The sequence below is a fragment of the Luteimonas sp. MC1782 genome (genome assembly GCF_014164605.1).
Classification (GTDB): Bacteria; Pseudomonadota; Gammaproteobacteria; order Xanthomonadales; family Xanthomonadaceae; genus Luteimonas.
The window spans coordinates 1,162,730-1,181,320 of sequence record NZ_JACJFT010000001.1 but is presented as its reverse complement, the minus strand read 5'-3'; the positions used below and the strand labels follow the sequence as shown (position 1 = coordinate 1,181,320).

At 69.0% G+C, this 18,591-nt stretch carries 18 protein-coding genes; 10 read left to right on the top strand and 8 right to left on the bottom strand.

The genetic code is table 11. The features are described from left to right. Nucleotides 1-18 precede the first annotated feature (18 nt). Together H5368_RS05545 and ygiD are read left to right on the top strand one after the other, a co-directional pair. Nucleotides 19-843, top strand: coding sequence for a dienelactone hydrolase family protein (locus tag H5368_RS05545; protein WP_182822185.1), 825 nt, complete (start codon nucleotides 19-21; stop codon nucleotides 841-843). 36 nt (nucleotides 844-879) lie between these two features. After that, entirely contained in the window at nucleotides 880-1,743 is an 864-nt protein-coding gene (ygiD, locus tag H5368_RS05540) for a 4,5-DOPA dioxygenase extradiol (protein ID WP_220486502.1), read from the top strand. Between the two features lie 23 nt (nucleotides 1,744-1,766). Here ygiD and H5368_RS05535 read toward each other — a convergent pair whose 3' ends face one another. Next, the gene (locus tag H5368_RS05535) at nucleotides 1,767-2,264 is read right to left on the bottom strand and encodes a M48 family metallopeptidase (protein WP_182822183.1); all 498 of its coding nucleotides are present in this window, start codon (nucleotides 2,262-2,264) and stop codon (nucleotides 1,767-1,769) included. Between the two features lie 130 nt (nucleotides 2,265-2,394). Between H5368_RS05535 and H5368_RS05530 the strand changes: the two genes are divergently transcribed. Beyond that, nucleotides 2,395-2,892 carry a glycine zipper domain-containing protein gene (locus H5368_RS05530; protein WP_182822182.1) on the top strand — a complete coding sequence of 166 codons (498 nt, stop codon included), beginning with the start codon at nucleotides 2,395-2,397 and terminating at the stop codon, nucleotides 2,890-2,892. Nucleotides 2,893-2,981: 89 nt separating this feature from the next. Here H5368_RS05530 and H5368_RS05525 read toward each other — a convergent pair whose 3' ends face one another. Further along, entirely contained in the window at nucleotides 2,982-4,109 is a 1,128-nt protein-coding gene (locus tag H5368_RS05525) for a sensor histidine kinase (RefSeq protein WP_182822179.1), read from the bottom strand. A 201-nt stretch (nucleotides 4,110-4,310) separates the two neighbouring features. Between H5368_RS05525 and H5368_RS05520 the strand changes: the two genes are divergently transcribed. Both H5368_RS05520 and H5368_RS05515 read left to right on the top strand, forming a co-directional pair. After that, nucleotides 4,311-5,828, top strand: a complete 1,518-nt coding sequence (locus H5368_RS05520; RefSeq protein WP_182822177.1) for an ATPase domain-containing protein — start codon at nucleotides 4,311-4,313, stop codon at nucleotides 5,826-5,828. Beyond that, nucleotides 5,815-7,506, top strand: a complete 1,692-nt coding sequence (locus H5368_RS05515) for an ATP-binding protein (protein WP_182822175.1) — start codon at nucleotides 5,815-5,817, stop codon at nucleotides 7,504-7,506. The genes H5368_RS05520 and H5368_RS05515 overlap by 14 nt, the downstream gene beginning before the upstream one ends. On the opposite strand, the gene H5368_RS13575 is transcribed toward H5368_RS05515, so the two are convergent. The 5 genes from H5368_RS13575 to H5368_RS05490 all read right to left on the bottom strand — a co-directional run bounded on the left by H5368_RS13575 (nucleotide 7,496) and on the right by H5368_RS05490 (nucleotide 12,666). Then, nucleotides 7,496-9,142 (bottom strand): diguanylate cyclase, encoded by a 1,647-nt coding sequence (locus tag H5368_RS13575; protein WP_182822173.1) that lies wholly within the window; start codon nucleotides 9,140-9,142, stop codon nucleotides 7,496-7,498. The two genes, H5368_RS05515 and H5368_RS13575, sit on opposite strands and share 11 nt — an antisense overlap. 26 nt (nucleotides 9,143-9,168) lie before the next feature. Continuing rightward, nucleotides 9,169-10,650, bottom strand: a complete 1,482-nt coding sequence (locus H5368_RS05505; protein WP_182822162.1) for an ATPase domain-containing protein — start codon at nucleotides 10,648-10,650, stop codon at nucleotides 9,169-9,171. After that, a complete protein-coding gene (locus tag H5368_RS05500) occupies nucleotides 10,647-11,042 on the bottom strand; it encodes a hypothetical protein (RefSeq protein WP_182822160.1) in 396 nt (131 codons plus the stop codon). Before H5368_RS05500 ends, H5368_RS05505 begins: the two co-directional genes overlap by 4 nt. Before the next feature lie 128 nt (nucleotides 11,043-11,170). Next, the gene (locus H5368_RS05495; protein ID WP_182822158.1) at nucleotides 11,171-11,530 is read right to left on the bottom strand and encodes a response regulator; all 360 of its coding nucleotides are present in this window, start codon (nucleotides 11,528-11,530) and stop codon (nucleotides 11,171-11,173) included. Then, nucleotides 11,530-12,666, bottom strand: coding sequence for a PAS domain-containing sensor histidine kinase (locus H5368_RS05490; protein ID WP_305067758.1), 1,137 nt, complete (start codon nucleotides 12,664-12,666; stop codon nucleotides 11,530-11,532). Before H5368_RS05490 ends, H5368_RS05495 begins: the two co-directional genes overlap by 1 nt. Before the next feature lie 143 nt (nucleotides 12,667-12,809). Between H5368_RS05490 and H5368_RS05485 the strand changes: the two genes are divergently transcribed. Continuing rightward, nucleotides 12,810-13,211 carry a host attachment family protein gene (locus H5368_RS05485; protein ID WP_182822153.1) on the top strand — a complete coding sequence of 134 codons (402 nt, stop codon included), beginning with the start codon at nucleotides 12,810-12,812 and terminating at the stop codon, nucleotides 13,209-13,211. A gap of 3 nt (nucleotides 13,212-13,214) precedes the next feature. Here H5368_RS05485 and H5368_RS05480 read toward each other — a convergent pair whose 3' ends face one another. Then, the gene (locus tag H5368_RS05480; protein ID WP_182822151.1) at nucleotides 13,215-13,886 is read right to left on the bottom strand and encodes a hypothetical protein; all 672 of its coding nucleotides are present in this window, start codon (nucleotides 13,884-13,886) and stop codon (nucleotides 13,215-13,217) included. Between the two features lie 164 nt (nucleotides 13,887-14,050). Between H5368_RS05480 and H5368_RS05475 the strand changes: the two genes are divergently transcribed. The 4 genes from H5368_RS05475 to fabB all read left to right on the top strand — a co-directional run bounded on the left by H5368_RS05475 (nucleotide 14,051) and on the right by fabB (nucleotide 18,458). Continuing rightward, nucleotides 14,051-14,449 carry a DUF2946 family protein gene (locus tag H5368_RS05475; protein ID WP_182822132.1) on the top strand — a complete coding sequence of 133 codons (399 nt, stop codon included), beginning with the start codon at nucleotides 14,051-14,053 and terminating at the stop codon, nucleotides 14,447-14,449. Nucleotides 14,450-14,519: 70 nt separating this feature from the next. Next, nucleotides 14,520-16,610, top strand: coding sequence for a TonB-dependent copper receptor (locus H5368_RS05470; RefSeq protein WP_255486354.1), 2,091 nt, complete (start codon nucleotides 14,520-14,522; stop codon nucleotides 16,608-16,610). Between the two features lie 112 nt (nucleotides 16,611-16,722). Further along, on the top strand, nucleotides 16,723-17,238 hold the full coding sequence (gene fabA, locus H5368_RS05465) for a 3-hydroxyacyl-[acyl-carrier-protein] dehydratase FabA (RefSeq protein WP_182822129.1): 516 nt from the start codon (nucleotides 16,723-16,725) through the stop codon (nucleotides 17,236-17,238). After that, the gene (gene fabB, locus H5368_RS05460; protein WP_182822127.1) at nucleotides 17,238-18,458 is read left to right on the top strand and encodes a beta-ketoacyl-ACP synthase I; all 1,221 of its coding nucleotides are present in this window, start codon (nucleotides 17,238-17,240) and stop codon (nucleotides 18,456-18,458) included. Before fabA ends, fabB begins: the two co-directional genes overlap by 1 nt. Nucleotides 18,459-18,591 lie beyond the last annotated feature (133 nt).

Genomic DNA, 18,591 nt, shown 5'->3' with positions numbered 1-18,591 from the left:
CCGCGCGAAGGACCCACGATGCCGATCGACGACTGCCCGCCACAGGACGATGCCCTGCAGGACTTCGAGGCACGCACGTACACGCTGGATGGCATCGCCAAGCGCGTCTTCGTCGCAGGCGCCGGCCCCGCGGTCATCGTCATGGCGGAAATGCCCGGCATCAGCCCGCACGTGGCGCGCTTCGCCCGCTGGGTGCGCGATGCCGGCTTCACCGTCTACATCCCGTCGCTGTTTGGAACCGACGGCGCCTTGCCGCAGGCGGAGGAGGGCTTGGCCATCATGCGCCGGGCCTGCGTCAGCGCCGAGTTCCATGCGCTGGCGGGCAAGGGCGCAAGTCCGGTCACGGCATGGCTGCGCGCGCTGGCGCGACAGGCACTGGACGAATGCGGCGGTCCCGGCGTCGGCGCGATCGGCATGTTCTTCACCGGCAACTTCGCGCTGTCGATGATGCTGGAGCCGGTGATGCTGGCGCCGGTGCTGGCACAACCATCGCTGCCGCTGGATGACACGGCCGGCGTTGAAAGCAGCCCCGCGGAACTCGACGCGGTCCGCGCGCGTCTGGAGCGCGACGACCTGACGGTGCTGGCCTACCGTTTCGAGGGCGATCGTCATTGCCGCGCCGAGCGCTTCGCCGCCTACCAGTCGGCACTCGGGCCACGCTTCATCGCCCGCGTGCTGCCCGACACGGCAGCCAATCCCGAACCTCCACCGTTCTTCAAGCATGTCGTTGGCAGCCCGCACAGCGTGCTGACCGCGCACCTCATCGACGCCGCGGACGAGCCGACCACCGTGGCGCGCGACGAAGTGCTGGCGTTCCTGCGCATGCGCCTGGCGGAGGCATAGACTCCGGTGATCCGGCCTTCCTGGAGCGAGCCCGCCATGTCCGCAGCGCCCCTGATGCCCGCCGCCTTCCTCGGCCACGGCAGCCCGATGAATGCGCTCGAACGAAACCGCTACACCGAAGCCTGGCGCGCGTTCGGCGCTTCAGTGCCGCGGCCCCGCGCGATCCTCGTGGTATCGGCGCACTGGTACGTCAACGCCACCGCGGTCACGGCGATGCCGCGACCGCGCACCATCCACGACTTCTTCGGCTTTCCGCAGGCGCTGTTCGATGTGCAGTACCCGGCGCCCGGCCTGCCGGAGCTCGCGGAAGAGGTGGCGGATGTCGCGAAGCCCGACTTCGTCGGCGCCGACACCGATGTCTGGGGTCTGGACCACGGCACCTGGTCGGTGCTGGTGCATGCCTTCCCGGACGCCGACATCCCGGTGGTGCAGCTGTCGATCAATGCGCAGAAGCCGGCCGAGTTCCATGTCGCGCTTGGCGCGAAGCTGGCGGCGCTGCGCGCGCGCGGCATCCTGGTGCTGGGCAGCGGCAACGTGGTGCACAACCTGCGGGCGATGGACTGGAAGCAGCCGGATGCCGCGTTCGACTGGAACCGGCGTTTCGATGGCGATGCGCTGCAGCTGATGGCCGAACGCCCGGGCGATGCCGCGGGGCTGGTCACGCACGCCGACTACGCGGCGTCCGCACCCACGGCGGAACACTTCCTGCCGCTGCTGTATCTCGCGGGCATCGCGGCGGCATCGGGCAAGGGTGCCGACGTGCTGGTGGAAGGCCCGGCATACGGGTCGTTGTCGATGACCTCGTACACCGTGGGCGCGCAGTGCCCGCCGAACAACACCATCACCGCGGGCGCGGCACCGCTGGCACCCGACGTGCCGCCGGACGCATCCAACCTGTAGCGGCAGCGCCGCCGGCGTCGCGCTCAGCCGCGCGTGGCGTCGAGGTGGGTGAGGTAGAGGCGCATGTCGAACTCCAGCTGGTGGTAGTCCGGCTCCATGTGCGTGCACAGCTGGTAGAAGGCCTTGTTGTGCTCGTATTCCTTCAGGTGCGCGAGTTCATGCACCACGATCATGCGCAGGAACGCCGCTGGCGCATCACGGAACACGCTGGCCACGCGCAACTCGCGGCTGGCCTTCAGCCGCCCGCCCTGCACGCGCGAGATGGCGGTGTGCGTGCCAAGCGCGTGCTTCATCACCTGCAGCCTGCCGTCGTAGAGCACCTTGCCGAGCGGTACCGACTTGCGCAGGTGGCGCTCCTTGAGCGCCTGCACGTAGTCATACAACTGCCCGTCGCTGCGCACTGAATGCGGCTCCGTGTATTTATGCGCGAGCACATCGCCAAGCCTTTGTTGCGCGATCAACGTGCGCACCTGCGCCTGCAACTGTGGCGGGTAACCGGCCAGGTATTTCAGCATCTCCACCACACGTCCTCCACATCCGTGAACCGTACAGCTACAGGGCGCGGACAGGGTACGCCGGAACACATTCGCCTCACGCGCCGCGTTGCATCTTGGCGTCCGGCAACCAGCCGACCCCCATCAGGAGCAAAACATGAGCAACGAGAAGCATGACGCCAACCGCGACCCGATCACCGGCACCCCCGGTGCGCATCCTGTTGGCACTGGCGTAGGCGCTGCTGCTGGCGGCCTCACCGGCGCAGCGGTCGGTTCGGTGGCGGGTCCGATCGGTACCGTGGTTGGCGCCGCCGTGGGCGCGGTGGCGGGCGGCCTGGGCGGCAAGGCGGTCGGCGAAGCGGTGAACCCGACGGTCGAAGACGCCTACTGGCGCGACAACTACGCCAACGAGCCGTACGCCAACAAGCAGTATGGCTACGAGGACTACCAGCCCGCGTATCGCACCGGCTACGAAGCCCGTTCGCGCTATGCCGGCCAGAGCTTCGACCAGGTCGAGAACAACCTGCGCTCGGAATACGAGCAGGCCAAGGGCAATTCGCGCCTCGAGTGGAACGACGCCAAGCACGCCACCCGTGCCGCCTGGCACCGCGTCGAGCGCGCCATGCCGGGCGATGCGGACGGCGACGGCCGCTGAGCAACCGCGCCGGCTGAACCAGCCAACGCGCAGCAACCACGAGGCCCCGCTTGCGGGGCCTCTCTATGTGCGCGAGTCCCGCGTCGCCGTTACCGCGGCAGGCCGCGTGGCAGCCGCAGTATGAACGTCGTGGTGCCATCGTCGGATGCGGCATGGATGGTGCCGGCATGGGCCTTCACGATCTGGCTGACGATGAACAGGCCCAGCCCGAGACTTGCCTGCTCCAGCTCGCCACCCGACAGGCCACCGCGCCGCAGCGGTTCGAACATCAGCTCGAGGGTCTCGCGCGGGATCGGCCTGCCGGCATTGGCAACGCAAAGCTCGACGCCGTCGTCGTGCTCGCGGAGGACGACCCGGATCACACCGCCGTCAGTGCCGTACTTCCTGGCATTCACCACCAGATTGGCCATGGCCTCGCGGATGCTGCCGGCGTCGAACATGCCGTGCAGCGCGTCCGGGGCTTCGAACTCGATGCGCGCGGCCGGCATCGCCGTCTTCAGCTGGTCGATCTCGTCGCGGCAGGCGTGCGCAAGGTCCACGTGCTCCTTCTGCACCTGGAAGCCGATCCCGAACTGCGAGCGGTTGTAGACCAGCAGTTTGTCGAGCAGCAGGTTCATGCTCTCGCCGCTGCGGATCAGGCGTTGCGCGGCCTTGTCCAGCGCGGCATCGCCGGCCATGCCCGCGATCTGTTCCGCGGTCATCATGATCGAGGTCAGCGGGGTGCGCAGGTCGTGGCCCAGCACGCCCAGGAAGATGCTGCGCCAGCGCTCCACCTCGTCGGCGTAATGGCTCACCGACTCGGCAATGGCCTCGTCGATCGCCTCGTTGAACCGGGCGATCTCGCGGGTGGCTTCGGGTTGCCCCGGGGTATCCGCCGCCCAGGCCCGCAGCACCGACGCGCGCATCGCGCGGTACTCGGCAACCAGGCTCGAGATGCTGAACCCGCTGTGCGCACGGTGCAGCGCGTGGGTGGCGGCCGCCGACCGCGAGTGTTCCGCCGGCATCGGCGCGTTGCCTTCGGACTTGGCGATCTCCTCGGCGCGCGTCTGCGCCGTGCGCAGGTCGCTGACGATGGCCTGGATGATCTCGGGCAGGTGGTCGCGCAAGGTCACATGGTCGAGCGGCGTGTCCACCTCGATCGACTTCGCGAACTCGATGGCCTGCTCGATGATGGATTCGGCACGTTGTTCGATGAAGTCCGCCAGCCCGCTCTGCATGCCGTGTGTCCATTCAGGGGAATCCCCGCCGCATCTTACGCGGTGCGGCCGCGGCCGGCGCCGGGTCCGGGCGGGCGGATTCACCGCCTGTCGACAAGCGTGAACCGGTGCAAACGCGCCACCCTCATGGTCGATACGGCTTTCACACCTGCCTGTTCATAGTCCGGCACACACGGAATCCGCACACCGGGGCCCCAGTCAATGGCACATGCAGAAGCTTCCCCAGACCGCGACGACGCGCGCATCTCCACCGGCAACACGGGCCTCGACGACATCCTCGGCGGTGGGCTGGATGCCGACCGGATGTACCTCTACGAGGGTCGCCCCGGGGCAGGCAAGACCACCCTGGCCCTGCAGTTCCTGCTCGACGGCGCGCGACGCGGGGAGCGCGTGCTGTACATCACCCTGTCCGAAACCGAGCGCGAACTGCAGCTCGTGGCCCGGCGCCATGGCTGGAACCTGGCCGGGGTGGACATCGTGGAACTGGTGCCGTCGGAGGCGATGCTCGACCAGAGCCAGGAGATCACCCTGCTGCACCCCGCGGAGCTCGAGCTCGGCGAGACCACGCGCCTGATCCTTGAACAGGTGAGCACGGTGAATCCGGTCCGGCTGGTCATCGACAGCCTGTCGGAGCTGCGCCTGCTGGCGCAGAGTTCGCTGCGCTACCGGCGCCAGGTGCTCGCGCTCAAGCAGTTCTTCGCCAACCGCAACTGCACGGTGGTGCTGCTGGACGACATGACCTCGCAGCAGAACGACCTGCAGTTGCACTCGATCTCGCACGGCGTGGTGTTGCTGGAGCAGTTGGCCATCGACTACGGCGCGGAGCGCCGCCGGCTGCGCGTGATCAAGATGCGCGGCATCGAGTTCCGTGGCGGCTACCACGACATGAAGATCGTGAAGGGCGGCATCGAGGTCTATCCACGGCTGGTCGCCTCCGATCACCAGGCCGAGTTCTCGAGCGACTTCACGCCCAGCGGCAACGGCGAGCTGGACAAGCTGCTGGGCGGTGGCCTGGAACGCGGCACCAATGCCTTGCTGATCGGTGCCGCCGGCGTGGGCAAGTCCTCGCTGGCGCTGACCTACGCCATCAGCGCCGCGCAGCGCGGCGAGCGCAGCGCGATCTTCGCCTTCGACGAGGGGCGCGGCACCATCGAAGCGCGCTCCAGGGCGCTCGGGCTCGACCTGGCTTCGGCGATCGACGATGGCCTGGTGCTCTTCCAGCAGATCGATCCGGCCGAGATGTCACCCGGCGAATTCGCGGCCATCGTGCGCCGGCGCGTGGAGCGCGACGGCGCGCGGATGGTGGTGATCGACAGCCTCAACGGCTATCTCAACGCCATGCCGGACGGGCGTTTCCTGATCCTGCAGATGCACGAACTGCTGACCTACCTTGCCCAGCAGGGCGTGGTGACCATCCTCGTGCTCGCCCAGCACGGCATGGTCGGCCCGGTCGAGGCACCGCTGGACATCAGCTACCTGAGCGATGCGGTGGTGATGCTGCGTTACTTCGAGCATGCCGGCGTGGTGCGGCGGGCATTGTCTGTGGTGAAGAAACGCAGCGGCTTCCACGAGCAGACGATCCGCGAGTTCCAGCTGGGCAGGCACGGCGTGCTGGTGGGACAGCCACTGACGGACTTCAGTGGCGTGCTGTCCGGTATGCCTACCTACACCGGCGGCAGCGAGCCCCTGTTGCCTGGTAACGCCCGTGCCCCGGAGTGAGGCGGCCGGATCTCCGGTCCTGGTCTTTGCCCCCACCGGGCGCGACGCGACGGCCGCATGCGACCTGCTGCAGCGCGCGGGCATCGCCACGCGGATATGCGCGGATTACGCGACCCTCGTCGCCGCGCTGGATGCCGCCGCCGCGGTGTTCGTGGCGGAGGAAGGACTGATCGGCCAGCCGCTGGACGTACTGTCCGGGTGGATCCAGGACCAGCCGCCGTGGTCGGACCTGCCGTTCGTGATGCTCACCGGCCGGCGCGACCACCCGAGTGCGGGCGCGTGGCGCCAGCAGCAGATCGAGCGCCTCGGCAACGTGGCGCTGATCGAGCGGCCGGTGCAGCCCATCACCCTGGTGAGCGTGGTGCAGGCGGCCTTGCGTGCGCGCAAGCGGCAGCAGGAGATCCGCGCGCTGCTCGAGGCACGCGCCGTGGCCGCGGCCACGCTGGAGGAGCAGGTGCAGGCACGCACCATGGAACTCCGCGCGCTCAATGCCCGGCTGCGCGAAGAAATGGCCGAACGTGCGCGCATCGAGCACTCGCTGCGGCATGCACAGAAGATGGAAGCGCTTGGCCAGTTGACCGGCGGCGTGGCGCACGACTTCAACAACCTGCTGATGGTGATCACCGCAGGGCTGGACATGCTGGAGCGGCAGCAGGATCCGGAGCGCCGGCAGCGTTTCATGACGGCGATGCGCCAGGCCTCCGGACGTGGCTCGGCGCTGACGCGACAGTTGCTGACTTTCTCGCGCAGCCATGCGCTGCGGCCCGAGAGCATCGACCTGGCCAGGCTGATCGGCGACATGCGCGAGCTGCTCGACCGCAGCCTGCGCGGCGATGTCGACGTGGACGTGCGGCTGGACCCGGGCCTGTGGCCGGTGTTCGTTGACGCCGGGGAGTTCGAGTTGGCGATCCTGAACCTCGCCGTCAACGCGCGCGATGCGATGGACGGCAGTGGCCGGATCACCATCACCGGCGAGAACGTGGTAGACGCCGGCAACGGCGCTGCGACCGAGCTGGTGCGCCTGGTGGTGCGCGACACCGGCGCCGGCATGTCGGAGGCGGTGAAAGCGCGCGTGTTCGAACCGTTCTTCACCACCAAGGACGTCGGCAAAGGGTCCGGACTCGGGCTTGCACAGGTCTACGGTGTCGCCAAGCAGTCCGGCGGGCGCGTGGAGATCGACTCGGTGGTCGGGCAGGGCACCGCGATCACGCTGCTGTTGCCGCGCTCGCGACAGCCCGTGGCTGCAGCCGTCGGCAGCGCGCCGGACACCGCGGGCGATGCATCATCGCCCGACCACCGCGTGCTGCTGGTCGAGGACGATGCCGAGGTGGCCAGCCTGGTCGAGGAGATGCTGCGCGTCATCGGCTACGACGTGGTGCACGCGCAGAGCGCCAAGGCGGCGCTGGGCGCGCTTGCCGACGGACGCAGGATCGACCTGGTGTTCTCGGACATCATGATGCCCGGCGGCACCAGCGGCATCGAGCTCGCGCGCGAGATCCATCGCCGCAGGCCCGGGCTGCCGGTGCTGCTGACGAGCGGGTTCGCCGAGATTGCAGCCGACGAAGCGCGGGCGCTCGAGATCCCGGTATTGCGCAAGCCCTACGCACTGGAGGAATTGCGCGCCGCGGTGCGGCGGCAGCTGGCCACGTTTGCCGCTGCCGGGCGGGTCACGCCGTAGCGGTCTGCCCCGCGGGATCATCGCGGGACGGCAAGGTGACCGTGAACGTGCTCCCCAGTCCCGTGCCGCTGCTGCTTCCGACCACCGTGCCGCCGTGGGATTCGACGAGTTCGCGGACGATCGCCAGGCCGATGCCCAGCCCTCCGGGGCGCAGCGCGGCTGCGGCAGCATCCTGCACGAAGATGTCGAAGATGTGGGGCAGGGCGTCGGCCGGTATGCCGATGCCGTTGTCGTGGACGGTCACGGTAAGCGCGTCGGAGGAACACGCCGCCACCAGGCGGATGCGACCACCCTCTGGTGTGTACTTCGATGCGTTGTCGAGCAGGTTGGTGAACACCTGCACGAGACGGGTATGGTCGGCGTGCAGGGGCATCGCATCGCCGGCTGGCAGGTCGACCAGCAGCTGCTGCTGCCGCGACTCGATCACAGGCCGGCAGGTCAGCACCGCGGTCTCGAGCACCGCGGTCAGCTCGATGTCCGCGCATTCGAGGCGGAGTTTTCCGCTGACCACCCGCGAGCCGTCGACGAGGTCGTCGACCAGCCGGGCGATGTGGACGACCTCGGCTTCGATGATGTCGCGGAGCCGGGTGAACCGCACCAGGTCGTCGCGCGCACCGCCGAGCATGCCGGCCGCCAGCCTGATCGGGGTGAGCGGGTTGCGCAGTTCATGCGCGGCCGTCGCCATCGAACCGAGCGCCCGGGCATGTGCGTCGACCGCCAGCGTTTGCTGCGCCTGGGCGAGCAGGGCGGAGGCCACCAGCAGGCCGTTGGCTTCCTGCAGGGCCTCCTGCCGCGCCCGGCTGCCGGCGTGGCCGGGGAGGCGAGGGTCCGCGGGCAGGCCGACGGCATCCGCGTTGATGATCGGCGCACCGGCGGTGTCGCGTTCGATGTCGTGGCAGAACTCGTAGCCCCCCGGTCCGCGCCGCTTGGCGCGATACATCGCCGCATCCGCGCACGCGATGAGCGCGGCCGCGTCGGTGGCGTCGTCGGGGTAGAAGGCGATCCCGATGCTGGCGGACAGCTCGATCCCGTGACCCGCGATGGTCTCGGGCTGCGCCAGCACGCCCTGCACGGTCTCCACGATGCCTGGAACGTCGTCGGTGGTGGCGAGGTCGTCGAGCAGCACCAGGAATTCCTCGCCGCCATAGCGCCCCACGGCGTCGTTTTCGCGGAGATTCGCCTCCAGGCGGCGCGCCAGGATTTGCAGCACGCGGTCGCCGACGGGATGGCCAAAGCTGTCGTTGATCTGCTTGAAACGGTCGATGTCGATGAACAGCACCGCGACGTGCGTTCCGCGCCGATGGGCGGAGGCCAGGGAAAGATGCAGTCGATTGTGCATCGAGGCCCGGTTGGGGAGCCCGGTCAGGGGATCACGCTGGCCCGCGCGGGTTGCCTCGTCACGATGGCGCTCGGCCGCCTCGGCGACCGCCTGTGCCCGCAAGGCGGCGAGCACCAGTTGGCCGTTGGCTTCACGCAGGTCATCCCCGTTGCCCGTTGGCCCGCGGGCACGCAGTTTGGCAAGCACACCTTCGAGCCCGGCGACCTCCGCGCGCAGCAGCACGGCGTGCGCCTCCAGTGCGGCCAGCGACTTGGCCGCCGCCGCTACGCCTTGCGCAGCACACTCCGGCCCGGTCACCCTCTCACCTCCGGGCGGTGTCGCGATCATTGCCGCGGCGCGCCCGCGGGTACGGCCTCGATCGTCCGCGTCGGGCGGCCTCCCAGCAGGCCCTCGTAGCCGGCCAGGCGCGGACCCAGCTGCAGGCCGTGCTCGTCGATGTCGAACAGGCGCAGGTCGTGCGAGTGCGCGCTGCCGCGGACCTTGACTACCGCGAGCACGCGCTCCAGGCGACTTTCCACCTCGATGTAGCGCTGCACGATGATCGCGTCGGTGAGGAACGCCGTGCCATACGGACTGAAGCTGAGCTGGTTGTAGCGGTCCTCGAGTTCGGAGGTCATCAGCACCGTGGCACCGGTGTCGGCAAGCGCCGAGACCAGTCGCGACAGCGACTCGCGGAAGTCCTCGCGGAACGTCGGGGCGAGCGCGAGTTCGAAGCCCGACAGCGAATCGATGACCACGCGCGTCGCTTTCAGCCGCTGCACTTCGTCGATCAGCCGCATGGCGATCTCGTCCACCGACAGCGTGGTGGCGCGGGAGTCGATCACGCCGACACGGCCGTCCTCGATCAGGCCCGAGATCGCCGCGCCGCGCGATTGCCGGGAACGCTGCTCGAAGGCCGCGATCACGCCCGTCTCGCCCTGGCGCGCGCCCTCGGCCAGGAACGCCGAGGCGAGGATGCTCTTGCCCGAGCCCGAAGGCCCGGCCACCAGCAGCGAATACCCGCGCGGCAGCCCGCCGCCCAGCATCTCGTCCAGGCCGGGGACGCCCACGCTGAGGCGGTCCTGCAGCGCCGGAACCGCGCTGTCGCGCGTGATGGGCGCGACCCGTGGCGGTGGAAACACCTGCAGCCCGGCCTGGGTGATGCGGAACGTGTGCAGCCCGGGCAGGGTCGGCTGCCCGCGCATCTTCACGATCTCCAGCTTGCGCACCACCGAGTTGCGCTCCGCGCTCTGGCGCAGCCAGATCAGGCCGTCGGCCACGGTGAAGATCGGGTTGGGGTCGTTGTCGCGGAAGTATTCGCCCAGCAGGAACGTGGTGGCCTCCCAGCTGGTCAGCAGGATGCCCAGTTGCTGGATGAACTCCTGCAGCGTCAGGAAGGTGTCGCCATTGCCCTGGCTGGCAAGGATCACCGAACGGAACGAATCCACGAACACGAAACCGGGCGCGTGGGTACGCACCTCGTCGACGATGCGCGCCAGCACCTTGTCGAGGTCGCCGTTGGCGGTGTCGTCGGCAAGGTTGATGAAGCGGATCGACGCGTTGATCCGACCCGCATCGAAGAATTCAAACTGCTGCTGGTAGCGCAGCATCTTCAGCGCCGGTTCGCCGAGCACGGTGAAATACAGCGCCGGCCGTTCCGGCGTGGCCATCGCGAACATCAGCTGGTGCGCGAGCGTGGTCTTGCCCGCGCCCGGCGATCCGGCGATCAGGTTGAAGGAGAATTCCGGAATGCCGCCGCCGAGGATGTAGTCGAGGCCTTTCACGCCGGTGGCCAGGCGTCGGATGGTGGCGATCTGGCTGTTCATCGGGCAGTGTCCTGTCGGGTGGTGCCGGCGGACGGGACGTCCCATATCGGCTGCAGCAAGCGCTCGGTGAGCGATGCGCCAATCAAGGTGACCAGCAGGTGGTCGAAGGTTTCAAAGAGGGTGGCGATCGCCGCGATCGCGTCGTCCACCGCGTGTTCGGACGCCACGCGGGCGAGCGACGAGAAGACCGCCGGCTCGCCATCCAGGCCGAGCGCCTGCGCGAGCCAGTGGTGTTGCCTGGCGGCGAGGTGCAGGGCGCGCTCGTACAGTGCTGACATGCCGCGCTGGCCGATGATGGGAACAAGGGCGCGCGCCACGTCGGTCCACAGGGCCTCCGTGCGCGCCGCCAGGGCGTCCATGCCGCTGCCCTCGGCCGCGATGCGGCGCAGCACACTGTCCACCTGGTGCACCTGGGGTTGCATCTGACGCCCGGAGTTCCGCGCATGCGGATTGTTGCATTCTACGCTTTCGCGCCCGGGGGGGTGGGTCGCGGCGTCCCGCGGGTCATGCATGCCGTTGCCTAACCGGCCTCGTCCTCCAGCACGCCGAGCAGCTGATGGATGCGATACGGCTTGGGCAGGAAGCGCGTGCCTTCCGGAATCGGAGGCAGCTGCGAACGCTGATAGCCGGACACCAGCACGAGCCTGGCCTGGGGCTGCACCTTCGCGGCCTCCGCGGCCACTTCGAGGCCCGAGACGCCGTGCGGCATGCTGACGTCGGTGATCACATGGTCGAAGCGCGCGTCGCCATTGAGTTCGGCGATCGCCTCAAGGCCATTGGACGCCGTGGTGACGTCATAGCCGAGGTCGGAAAGCGCATCGCAGATCAGGAAGCGGAGGTCGTCCTCGTCTTCGACGAGCAACAGGCGGGAAGAAGGCATCAAGGGTTCTCGCAGGCGGGCAGGTAAATGGCGACGGTGGTGCCGCCGCCAGGGGTGCTGGTCAATTCGGTGAAGCCACCGGACTGGGACGCGAAGCCGAACACCTGGCTCAATCCCAGGCCACTGCCGCGGCCGACGTCCTTGGTGGTGAAGAAGGGCTCGAACACACGCGACTGGTCATCCGGCGCGATGCCGCAGCCGTTGTCGCACACCTCCGTGCAGACGAACAGCCGTTCGTCCCCGGCCGGCTCCGCGGGCAGCCGTGCGCGCCGGGCCGAGGTCGAAACGCGGATGCGCCCACCGCCGGGCATGGCATCCCGGCTGTTGCTCACCAGGTTGAGGATCGATGCTTCCAACTGGCCGCGGTCGATCTCCACCTTCGGCAGGCCCGGGGCCAGCTCGAAGCCGAGGTCCACAAGCTCGGTGGCCGCACGGGCCAGCAGCTCGCGGTTGGCGACGAGCAGCGCGTTGATGTCGAGTGATTCGGCCACCAGCGCCTGCCCGCGCCCGAACGTCAGCAGTTGCCGGGTCAGCAGCACGCCGCGGTCCGAGGCGCGCATGGCCGTCTCCAGCACGCGCGTGATCCTCGGGTCCTCCGAGCGCCCGCCGATGACATCCAGGCTGTTGATGACCACGGTCAGCAGGTTGTTGAAGTCGTGCGCCAGGCCGAGGGTAAGCAGGCCGATGGCCTCCAGCTTCTGTGACTGCAACAGTGCCTGCTGCGTGGCCTGCAAGCGTTGCTCGGACTCGAACCGTTCGGTGATGTCGCGGGTGATCTTGGCGAAGCCGATGAGCGCGTCGCCGCTCCAGATCGGATCGATCACCACGCTTGCCATGAACTGCGTGCCATCACGTCGCACCCGCCAGCCGTCGGCGGAAAATCGCCCTTCCGCGGCCGCGGTGTGCAGGTTGCGTTGTGGCACGCCCGCGCGCGCTTCCTCCTCGGTGTAGAACCGGCTGAAGTGCGTGCCGATGACCTGTTCCGGCTGGTATCCCTTGATGCGGGTGCCCCCGGGATTCCACGTGCGCACGTATCCCTCCGCGTCCAGCATGTAGATCGCGTAGTCGGTGACTGAATTCACCAGCAGGGCGAACTGGCGTGGCTCGTCGGCAAGGTCGACTGGCGGTGCTGGCATGAGGCTTGGCGGCATGGGTTCTCCCTGGACGCGTACGTTAGTGGTCACGGCGTCAACGCTCCGTCACACCTGCGCGGTCGCGGGTCACGCGGTGTTGATCGCCATTGCCGGAAGGTGGAGCCACCTTTCGAATGGAGTTCCACATGACCCTGGTCCCCGCAGACACCCTGGTGGTCGTCGCCGACGGAGAAGGCGCGCGCGTATTCCGCAACCGCGGCGATGAGCGCGCGCCGGCGCTGCAGCAGTTCGACGTGATGGAACTGATGAACATGGACGACGACGGGCCCTCGGGCAGCATGCCGAACGAGTCGACCGCCAGCCAGGTCGACGAGGCCACGTTCAGCAAGCAGCTGGCCCTTGCCCTCAACGAGGGCGCGCTGAAGCAGCAGTACGGGCACCTGGTGCTGATCGCGGATCCCACGACGCTCGGGCGCATCAGGCCGCTGCTCCACAAGGAAGTGCAGCAGCGCCTCATCGCCGAGATCGGCAAGACGCTCACCAACGCGCCGCTGGAAGATATCGAGCGCGCGCTGAAGGCGCAGTAGGGGTCAGCGCGTGGCGTGGAGCCCGAAGGCGTGGCAGGTATCGAGCTCTGCCACGACATGCGCGGCGTTGCGCAGCGCCCGCGTGCGCTGCTCGCGCCATTCGGGCAGCACGCTGCCGTCAGGGCCGATGCCGATGCCCGCTTCCCAGTAGGCGATGTGGGTCGCGCCTTCCACGCCGCCGCCGAAGTGTTCGCCCACGCCGGCAGCCGCGTCCAGCGCGCGCTGCCAGCCGTTGCCGGTGGCGAGCGCGAGCAGCATGCCGGCGGCGCGGGCATCCAGCGGACGATAGGTGGCGACGCGCAGCCTGCCGTCGCTGCGCGGCGCGATCGCCGCAAGCAGTGACGCGCCGCGCTGCACGGTGATGATCGCGCCATCCAGGTCCACCGGGCCGAATTCGAGCCACCAGTGGTCGCGCGCCACGCTGCCCACGTCAGCTGCGTCGGCCGCTGCGAGCAGTTCGGCGAGCCGTGCCATGGCCGGTTCCAGGCGCTGGTGGTTGGCATTGCCGTCGGCCGCGCGCAGCTGCAGCCCGTGCAGCATGTCCGCCAGTGGCAGCGAACCATCGTTGGCGACGGCCGCCTGGAACGCAGGCAGCGCGACTGGATAGGGGATCGCGGGAAGGCCGAGGCCGCTGAGTGCCTCGGCCCGGGGGTGGAGTTCGATCATCGGTTGCATGCGCCCATTGTCGGCGGCGCCGTCGCACACGGTGTGACTGGCCGATGACCCCTTCGTGCGATGGCGCGCACCGCGCAGCGCGCACCGGGATCCGCGCACGAAGATGCGGACCAGTATGGATGCCCTTGACCTGCATCAGGGTTGCGCCCGGCGTGGCACGGATAATGGCCACCATCATGAAACGTCGTGCAGTGCAGCGTTGGATGGCCCGGGTCGGACTGGCGGCAATGCTGCTCTTGCTGCTGGTGCCCACCGCGGGACGCCTGCTGCAGGCGGCGCTTCCCGACGACAGCGCGCATGCCGCGCACCACGCCGCGCACGATGCGGATCACCGCGCCGCCGGCGCGCGGGACCACGACCGCGACGCGTCCGATCTCCCCGTGGTCGCGGGCCAGGACTGCCACTACTGCGCGCTGCTGGCTTCCGCCGCGGCCATCGCGGGCCCGGGGCTGTCGCCGGTTGCCAACGCGGCACCCGCTTCCTTCCAGGGGCGCACCGGGTTCCGCCTGCATTGGCTGCACCCCAACGGGCTCGGCTCACGCGGACCGCCGCTCTACGGCTGATTGTCGCCCACGCGCGCCGGCCTCCGCCGCCCCGCGCACCTGAAGCCTTTTCTCTCCATGGAATCCCGCCATGACGATCCCCTGTTGCCCGTTGATCCGTCCCTGCTGCCTGTTCGTGGCCATGGCCGCCGCGCTTGCCAGTCCCGCGCTCCTTGCAGGTCCCGACCAGTCAGCGGAGACCCCGCGCACGGTGGATTTCGACGCCGTGGTCGTCACCGCCGCCGCGCCGGTGTCCGTGCTGACCTATGAAACCGATCCCGGCATCCCACGCCAGCCGATCCCGGCCAGCGACGGCGCCGACTACCTCAAGACCATTCCCGGCTTCACCGCGGTGCGCAACGGCGGCAGCAACGGCGACCCGGTGCTGCGCGGCATGTTCGGTTCGCGCCTGAACCTCCTGACCAACGACGGTGCGATGCACGGCGCGTGCCCGTCGCGGATGGACAACGCGATGTCGTATATCGCGCCCGACACCTACGACCGGCTGGTGGTCACCAAGGGTCCACAGACCGTGCTCTGGGGTCCGGGCGCGTCCGCCGGCACGGTGCGCTTCGAACGCGACCGCGAGCACTTCAGCGACCCGGCACTCAAGGTCTCCGCCAGTACGCTCGGCGGCAGCTTCGGGCGCAACGACCAGGTGCTGGACGCCCTCTACGGCGCAAGCCCCGGCTACGCGCGGCTGACCGCCAACCGTTCCGAGTCGGGCGATTACGAGGATGGCAGCGGGCGTACGGTCGGCTCGGCGTGGAAAAAATGGAACACCGACGTCGCATTCGGCTGGACGCCGGACGAGGACACGCTGCTGGAACTCGGCGTGGGCACGGGTGACGGCCAGGCACGCTATGCCACGCGCGGCATGGATGGCGCCAGCTTCCGGCGCAGCAACTACAACCTGCGCTTCGAGAAGGACAACCCCGGCGAGCGCCTGGCGCGGCTGGAGGCGACCGCGTACCACAACGTCGCCGACCACGTGATGGACAACTACAGCCTGCGCGACCCGAACCCCGCAGGCCCCATGCCCATGGCGATGGCGTCCAACGTGGAACGCAGCACCGACGGTGGGCGTGCGGCCGCGACCTGGCGCGGGGATGGCTTCGAACTGGTGACCGGCCTGGACCTGCAGCGCAGCCGCCACCGGCGCCGCAGCGCGATGGGGCGGGGGGCGTATACCGCGCGGCCGTGGATCATCGACGCGCGGTTCGAGGGCCTGGGCGCGTTTGCCGAAGGCACACGCTTCCACGGCGACAACAGCCGCTGGGTGGGCGGCGCGCGCATCGACCGCTCCGAAGCGAGCGACGCACGCCGCACGATGTCGGGCGGGCACGGCGGCGTGGCGATGCCCAACCCCACTGCGGGCGTGACACGCAGCGAGACGCTCAAGGCCGGCTTCCTCCGCTTCGAACACGACCTCGTCGACGCGCCCGTGACGTGGTTCGCCGGGCTCGGCCACACCGAACGCATGCCCGACTACTGGGAGCTGTTCTCCGCCGACCTGGGCCCTATGGGCGCAGCCAACGCCTTTGCCGGCGTGGACGCCGAGAAGACCACCCAGTTCGACGCCGGCCTGCAGTACCGGAGCAAGGTACTGCATGCCTGGGTGTCGGCCTATGCCGGGCGCGTCGACGACTTCATCCAGTTCCGCTACCTCAGCGGCGGCATGCACGACGGCATGAGCCGGGTCTCCAACATTGCGGCCGAGATCCGCGGCGCGGAGCTGGGCGTGGAGTATCGGCCGCTGGCGGACTGGACGTTCGGTAGCAGCCTCGCGTATGCGCGCGGCGAGGACCGCGACAGTGGCCGCCCGCTGCCGCAGATGCCGCCGCTGGAGGCGCGCGCCAGCGTGGCCTGGGACAACGGCACATGGTCGGCCGGCGCGCTGCTGCGGGCGGTGGATGGCCAGGACCGCGTGGCACCGGGCTACGGCAACGTGGTCGGGCAGGACTTCGAGGCCAGCAGCGGCTTCGCCACGCTCGCGCTCAATGCCGGCTACCGGTTCAGCGCCAGCCTGCAGCTGACCGCCGGCGTGGACAACGCCTTCGATCGCGCCCACAGCGAACACCTGAACCTCGCCGGCAATGCCGACTTCGGCTACCCGGCGGATCCGGTGCGCATCAACGAGCCAGGGCGGACCGCGTGGGTGCGGGTGGATTACCGCTACTAGGGGACGATTCCGATGGTTTCCATACGCAAGCGCACTGACGTTTCCTGACCGCAGTCAGCGAGACATCCGTGCAGTAAGGCAAACTACGTGGTTTCCCCATACGGTCCAGTCCATGTCACGGCCTGCTTCACTCGATAAATCCCAGTTGCTCGAATGCGCCCGCGGTGAAATGTTCGGCCCCGGCAATGCGCGCCTGCCTTCGCCGCCGATGCTGATGTTCGACCGCATCACCCATATCAGCGACACCGGCGGTGGCTTCGGCAAGGGCCAGATCGTCGCGGAGCTCGACATCAGCCCGGACCTCTGGTTCTTCGCCTGCCATTTCGAAGGCGACCCGGTCATGCCGGGCTGCCTGGGCCTGGATGCCATGTGGCAGCTGGCCGGCTTCTTCCTGCCGTGGCTGGGCGAGCCCGGCCGCGGGCGTGCGCTTGGCGTCGGCGGTGTGAAGTTCACCGGCCAGGTGCTGCCCGCCGCCAAGGTGGTGCGTTACGAAATCGACGTGAAGCGGGTCATGCGTGGCCGCCTGGCGCTGGTCATCGCCGATGGCCGCACCTATGTGGATGACCGCCTGATCTATGAAGCCGACGGCCTGCGCGTCGGCCTGTTCCAGTCCGTGGAGGGTTTCTGATGAAGCGCGTGGTTGTCACCGGAATGGGCATCGTGTCGCCACTCGGCAACGACACCGCGACGGTTGCGTCCGCCCTGCGCGAGGGCCGCAGCGGCCTGCACGTGGTGCCGGAGCAGGTCGAGCTCGGCCTGCGCAGCCACGTTGCCGGCACCTGCACGATCGACCTGGAGGCCGCGATCGACCGCAAGCTGCGGCGCTTCATGGGCGACGCGGCGGCATATTCGTACGTGGCCATGCGCGATGCGATCGCCGATGCCGGCCTGTCGGACGAGGCGGTGCGCGATCCGCGCACCGGCCTGATCGCGGGCTCGGGCGGCGGTTCGCCGCAGTGGCAGATCGAAACCGGCGACCTGCTGCGCAACAAGGGCGTGCGCAAGATCGGTCCGTACATGGTGCCGCGCACGATGTGCTCGACGGTATCGGCCAACCTGGCCACGGCGTTCGGCATCCGCGGCGTGAGCTACTCGCTGTCGGCGGCATGCGCGACCTCCGCGCACTGCATCGGTGCGGCGGCCGACATGATCCGCCACGGTGTGCAGGACGTGGTGTTCGCCGGCGGCGGCGAGGAGCTGCACTGGGGCATGACCAGCCAGTTCGATGCGATGGGCGCGCTGTCCACGCACCACAACGAGACGCCCGAACAGGCGTCGCGTCCGTACGACGAGGCGCGCGACGGCTTCGTCATCGGTTCGGGCGCCGGCATGCTGGTGCTCGAGGATCATGACCACGCGGTGGCGCGCGGAGCGCGGATCCTCGCGGAGCTGGTCGGCTACGGCGTGACCTCCGACGGCGCCGACATGGTGGCGCCGAATGGCGAGGGCGCTGCGCGTTGCATGCGCATGGCGATGGCGGGGTTCGACGGGCAGGGCGTGGGGCCCATCGACTACCTCAACACGCACGGCACATCGACGCCGCTGGGCGACATCGTGGAGCTCGCGGCGGTGCGCGCGGCATTCGGCGATGCCATTCCGCCGCTGTCGTCCACCAAGGCGCTGACGGGGCATTCGCTCGGCGCGGCCAGCGTGCACGAGGCGATCTACAGCCTGCTCATGTTGCAGGACGGCTTCGTGGCGGCTTCGGCCAACATCACGTCGCTCGATCCGCGCGCCGAGGGCTATCCGATCATCCGCGAAACCCGCGATGCGGCGCTGCGCACGGTGATGTCCAACAGCTTCGGCTTTGGTGGCACCAACGCGACGCTGGTGTTCCGCTCGCCCTGATTGGCCGAGGCCTTCGCTTGATAGAGGCGGAGGGTGTACGGGTACTCCGCCGGCCGGTCCCCGCTGCATGGGTCATGGCCGGTGCGGGAGGTGGACGGGCACTGCCCGACGGTCCGGCAGCGCGGGCCATTCA

Bases quoted from the DNA above. Each gene is read 5' to 3' on its own strand.
- H5368_RS05545 (WP_182822185.1), top strand. From the start codon at position 19: ATGCCGATCGACGACTGCCCGCCACAGGACGATGCCCTGCAGGACTTC.
- ygiD (WP_220486502.1), top strand. From the start codon at position 880: ATGTCCGCAGCGCCCCTGATGCCCGCCGCCTTCCTCGGCCACGGCAGC.
- H5368_RS05530 (WP_182822182.1), top strand. From the start codon at position 2,395: ATGAGCAACGAGAAGCATGACGCCAACCGCGACCCGATCACCGGCACC.
- H5368_RS05525 (WP_182822179.1), bottom strand. From the start codon at position 4,109: ATGCAGAGCGGGCTGGCGGACTTCATCGAACAACGTGCCGAATCCATC.
- H5368_RS05520 (WP_182822177.1), top strand. From the start codon at position 4,311: ATGGCACATGCAGAAGCTTCCCCAGACCGCGACGACGCGCGCATCTCC.
- H5368_RS05505 (WP_182822162.1), bottom strand. From the start codon at position 10,650: ATGAACAGCCAGATCGCCACCATCCGACGCCTGGCCACCGGCGTGAAA.
- H5368_RS05495 (WP_182822158.1), bottom strand. From the start codon at position 11,530: ATGCCTTCTTCCCGCCTGTTGCTCGTCGAAGACGAGGACGACCTCCGC.
- H5368_RS05490 (WP_305067758.1), bottom strand. From the start codon at position 12,666: ATGCCAGCACCGCCAGTCGACCTTGCCGACGAGCCACGCCAGTTCGCC.
- H5368_RS05485 (WP_182822153.1), top strand. From the start codon at position 12,810: ATGACCCTGGTCCCCGCAGACACCCTGGTGGTCGTCGCCGACGGAGAA.
- H5368_RS05480 (WP_182822151.1), bottom strand. From the start codon at position 13,886: ATGCAACCGATGATCGAACTCCACCCCCGGGCCGAGGCACTCAGCGGC.
- H5368_RS05475 (WP_182822132.1), top strand. From the start codon at position 14,051: ATGGCCACCATCATGAAACGTCGTGCAGTGCAGCGTTGGATGGCCCGG.
- H5368_RS05470 (WP_255486354.1), top strand. From the start codon at position 14,520: ATGACGATCCCCTGTTGCCCGTTGATCCGTCCCTGCTGCCTGTTCGTG.
- fabA (WP_182822129.1), top strand. From the start codon at position 16,723: ATGTCACGGCCTGCTTCACTCGATAAATCCCAGTTGCTCGAATGCGCC.
- fabB (WP_182822127.1), top strand. From the start codon at position 17,238: ATGAAGCGCGTGGTTGTCACCGGAATGGGCATCGTGTCGCCACTCGGC.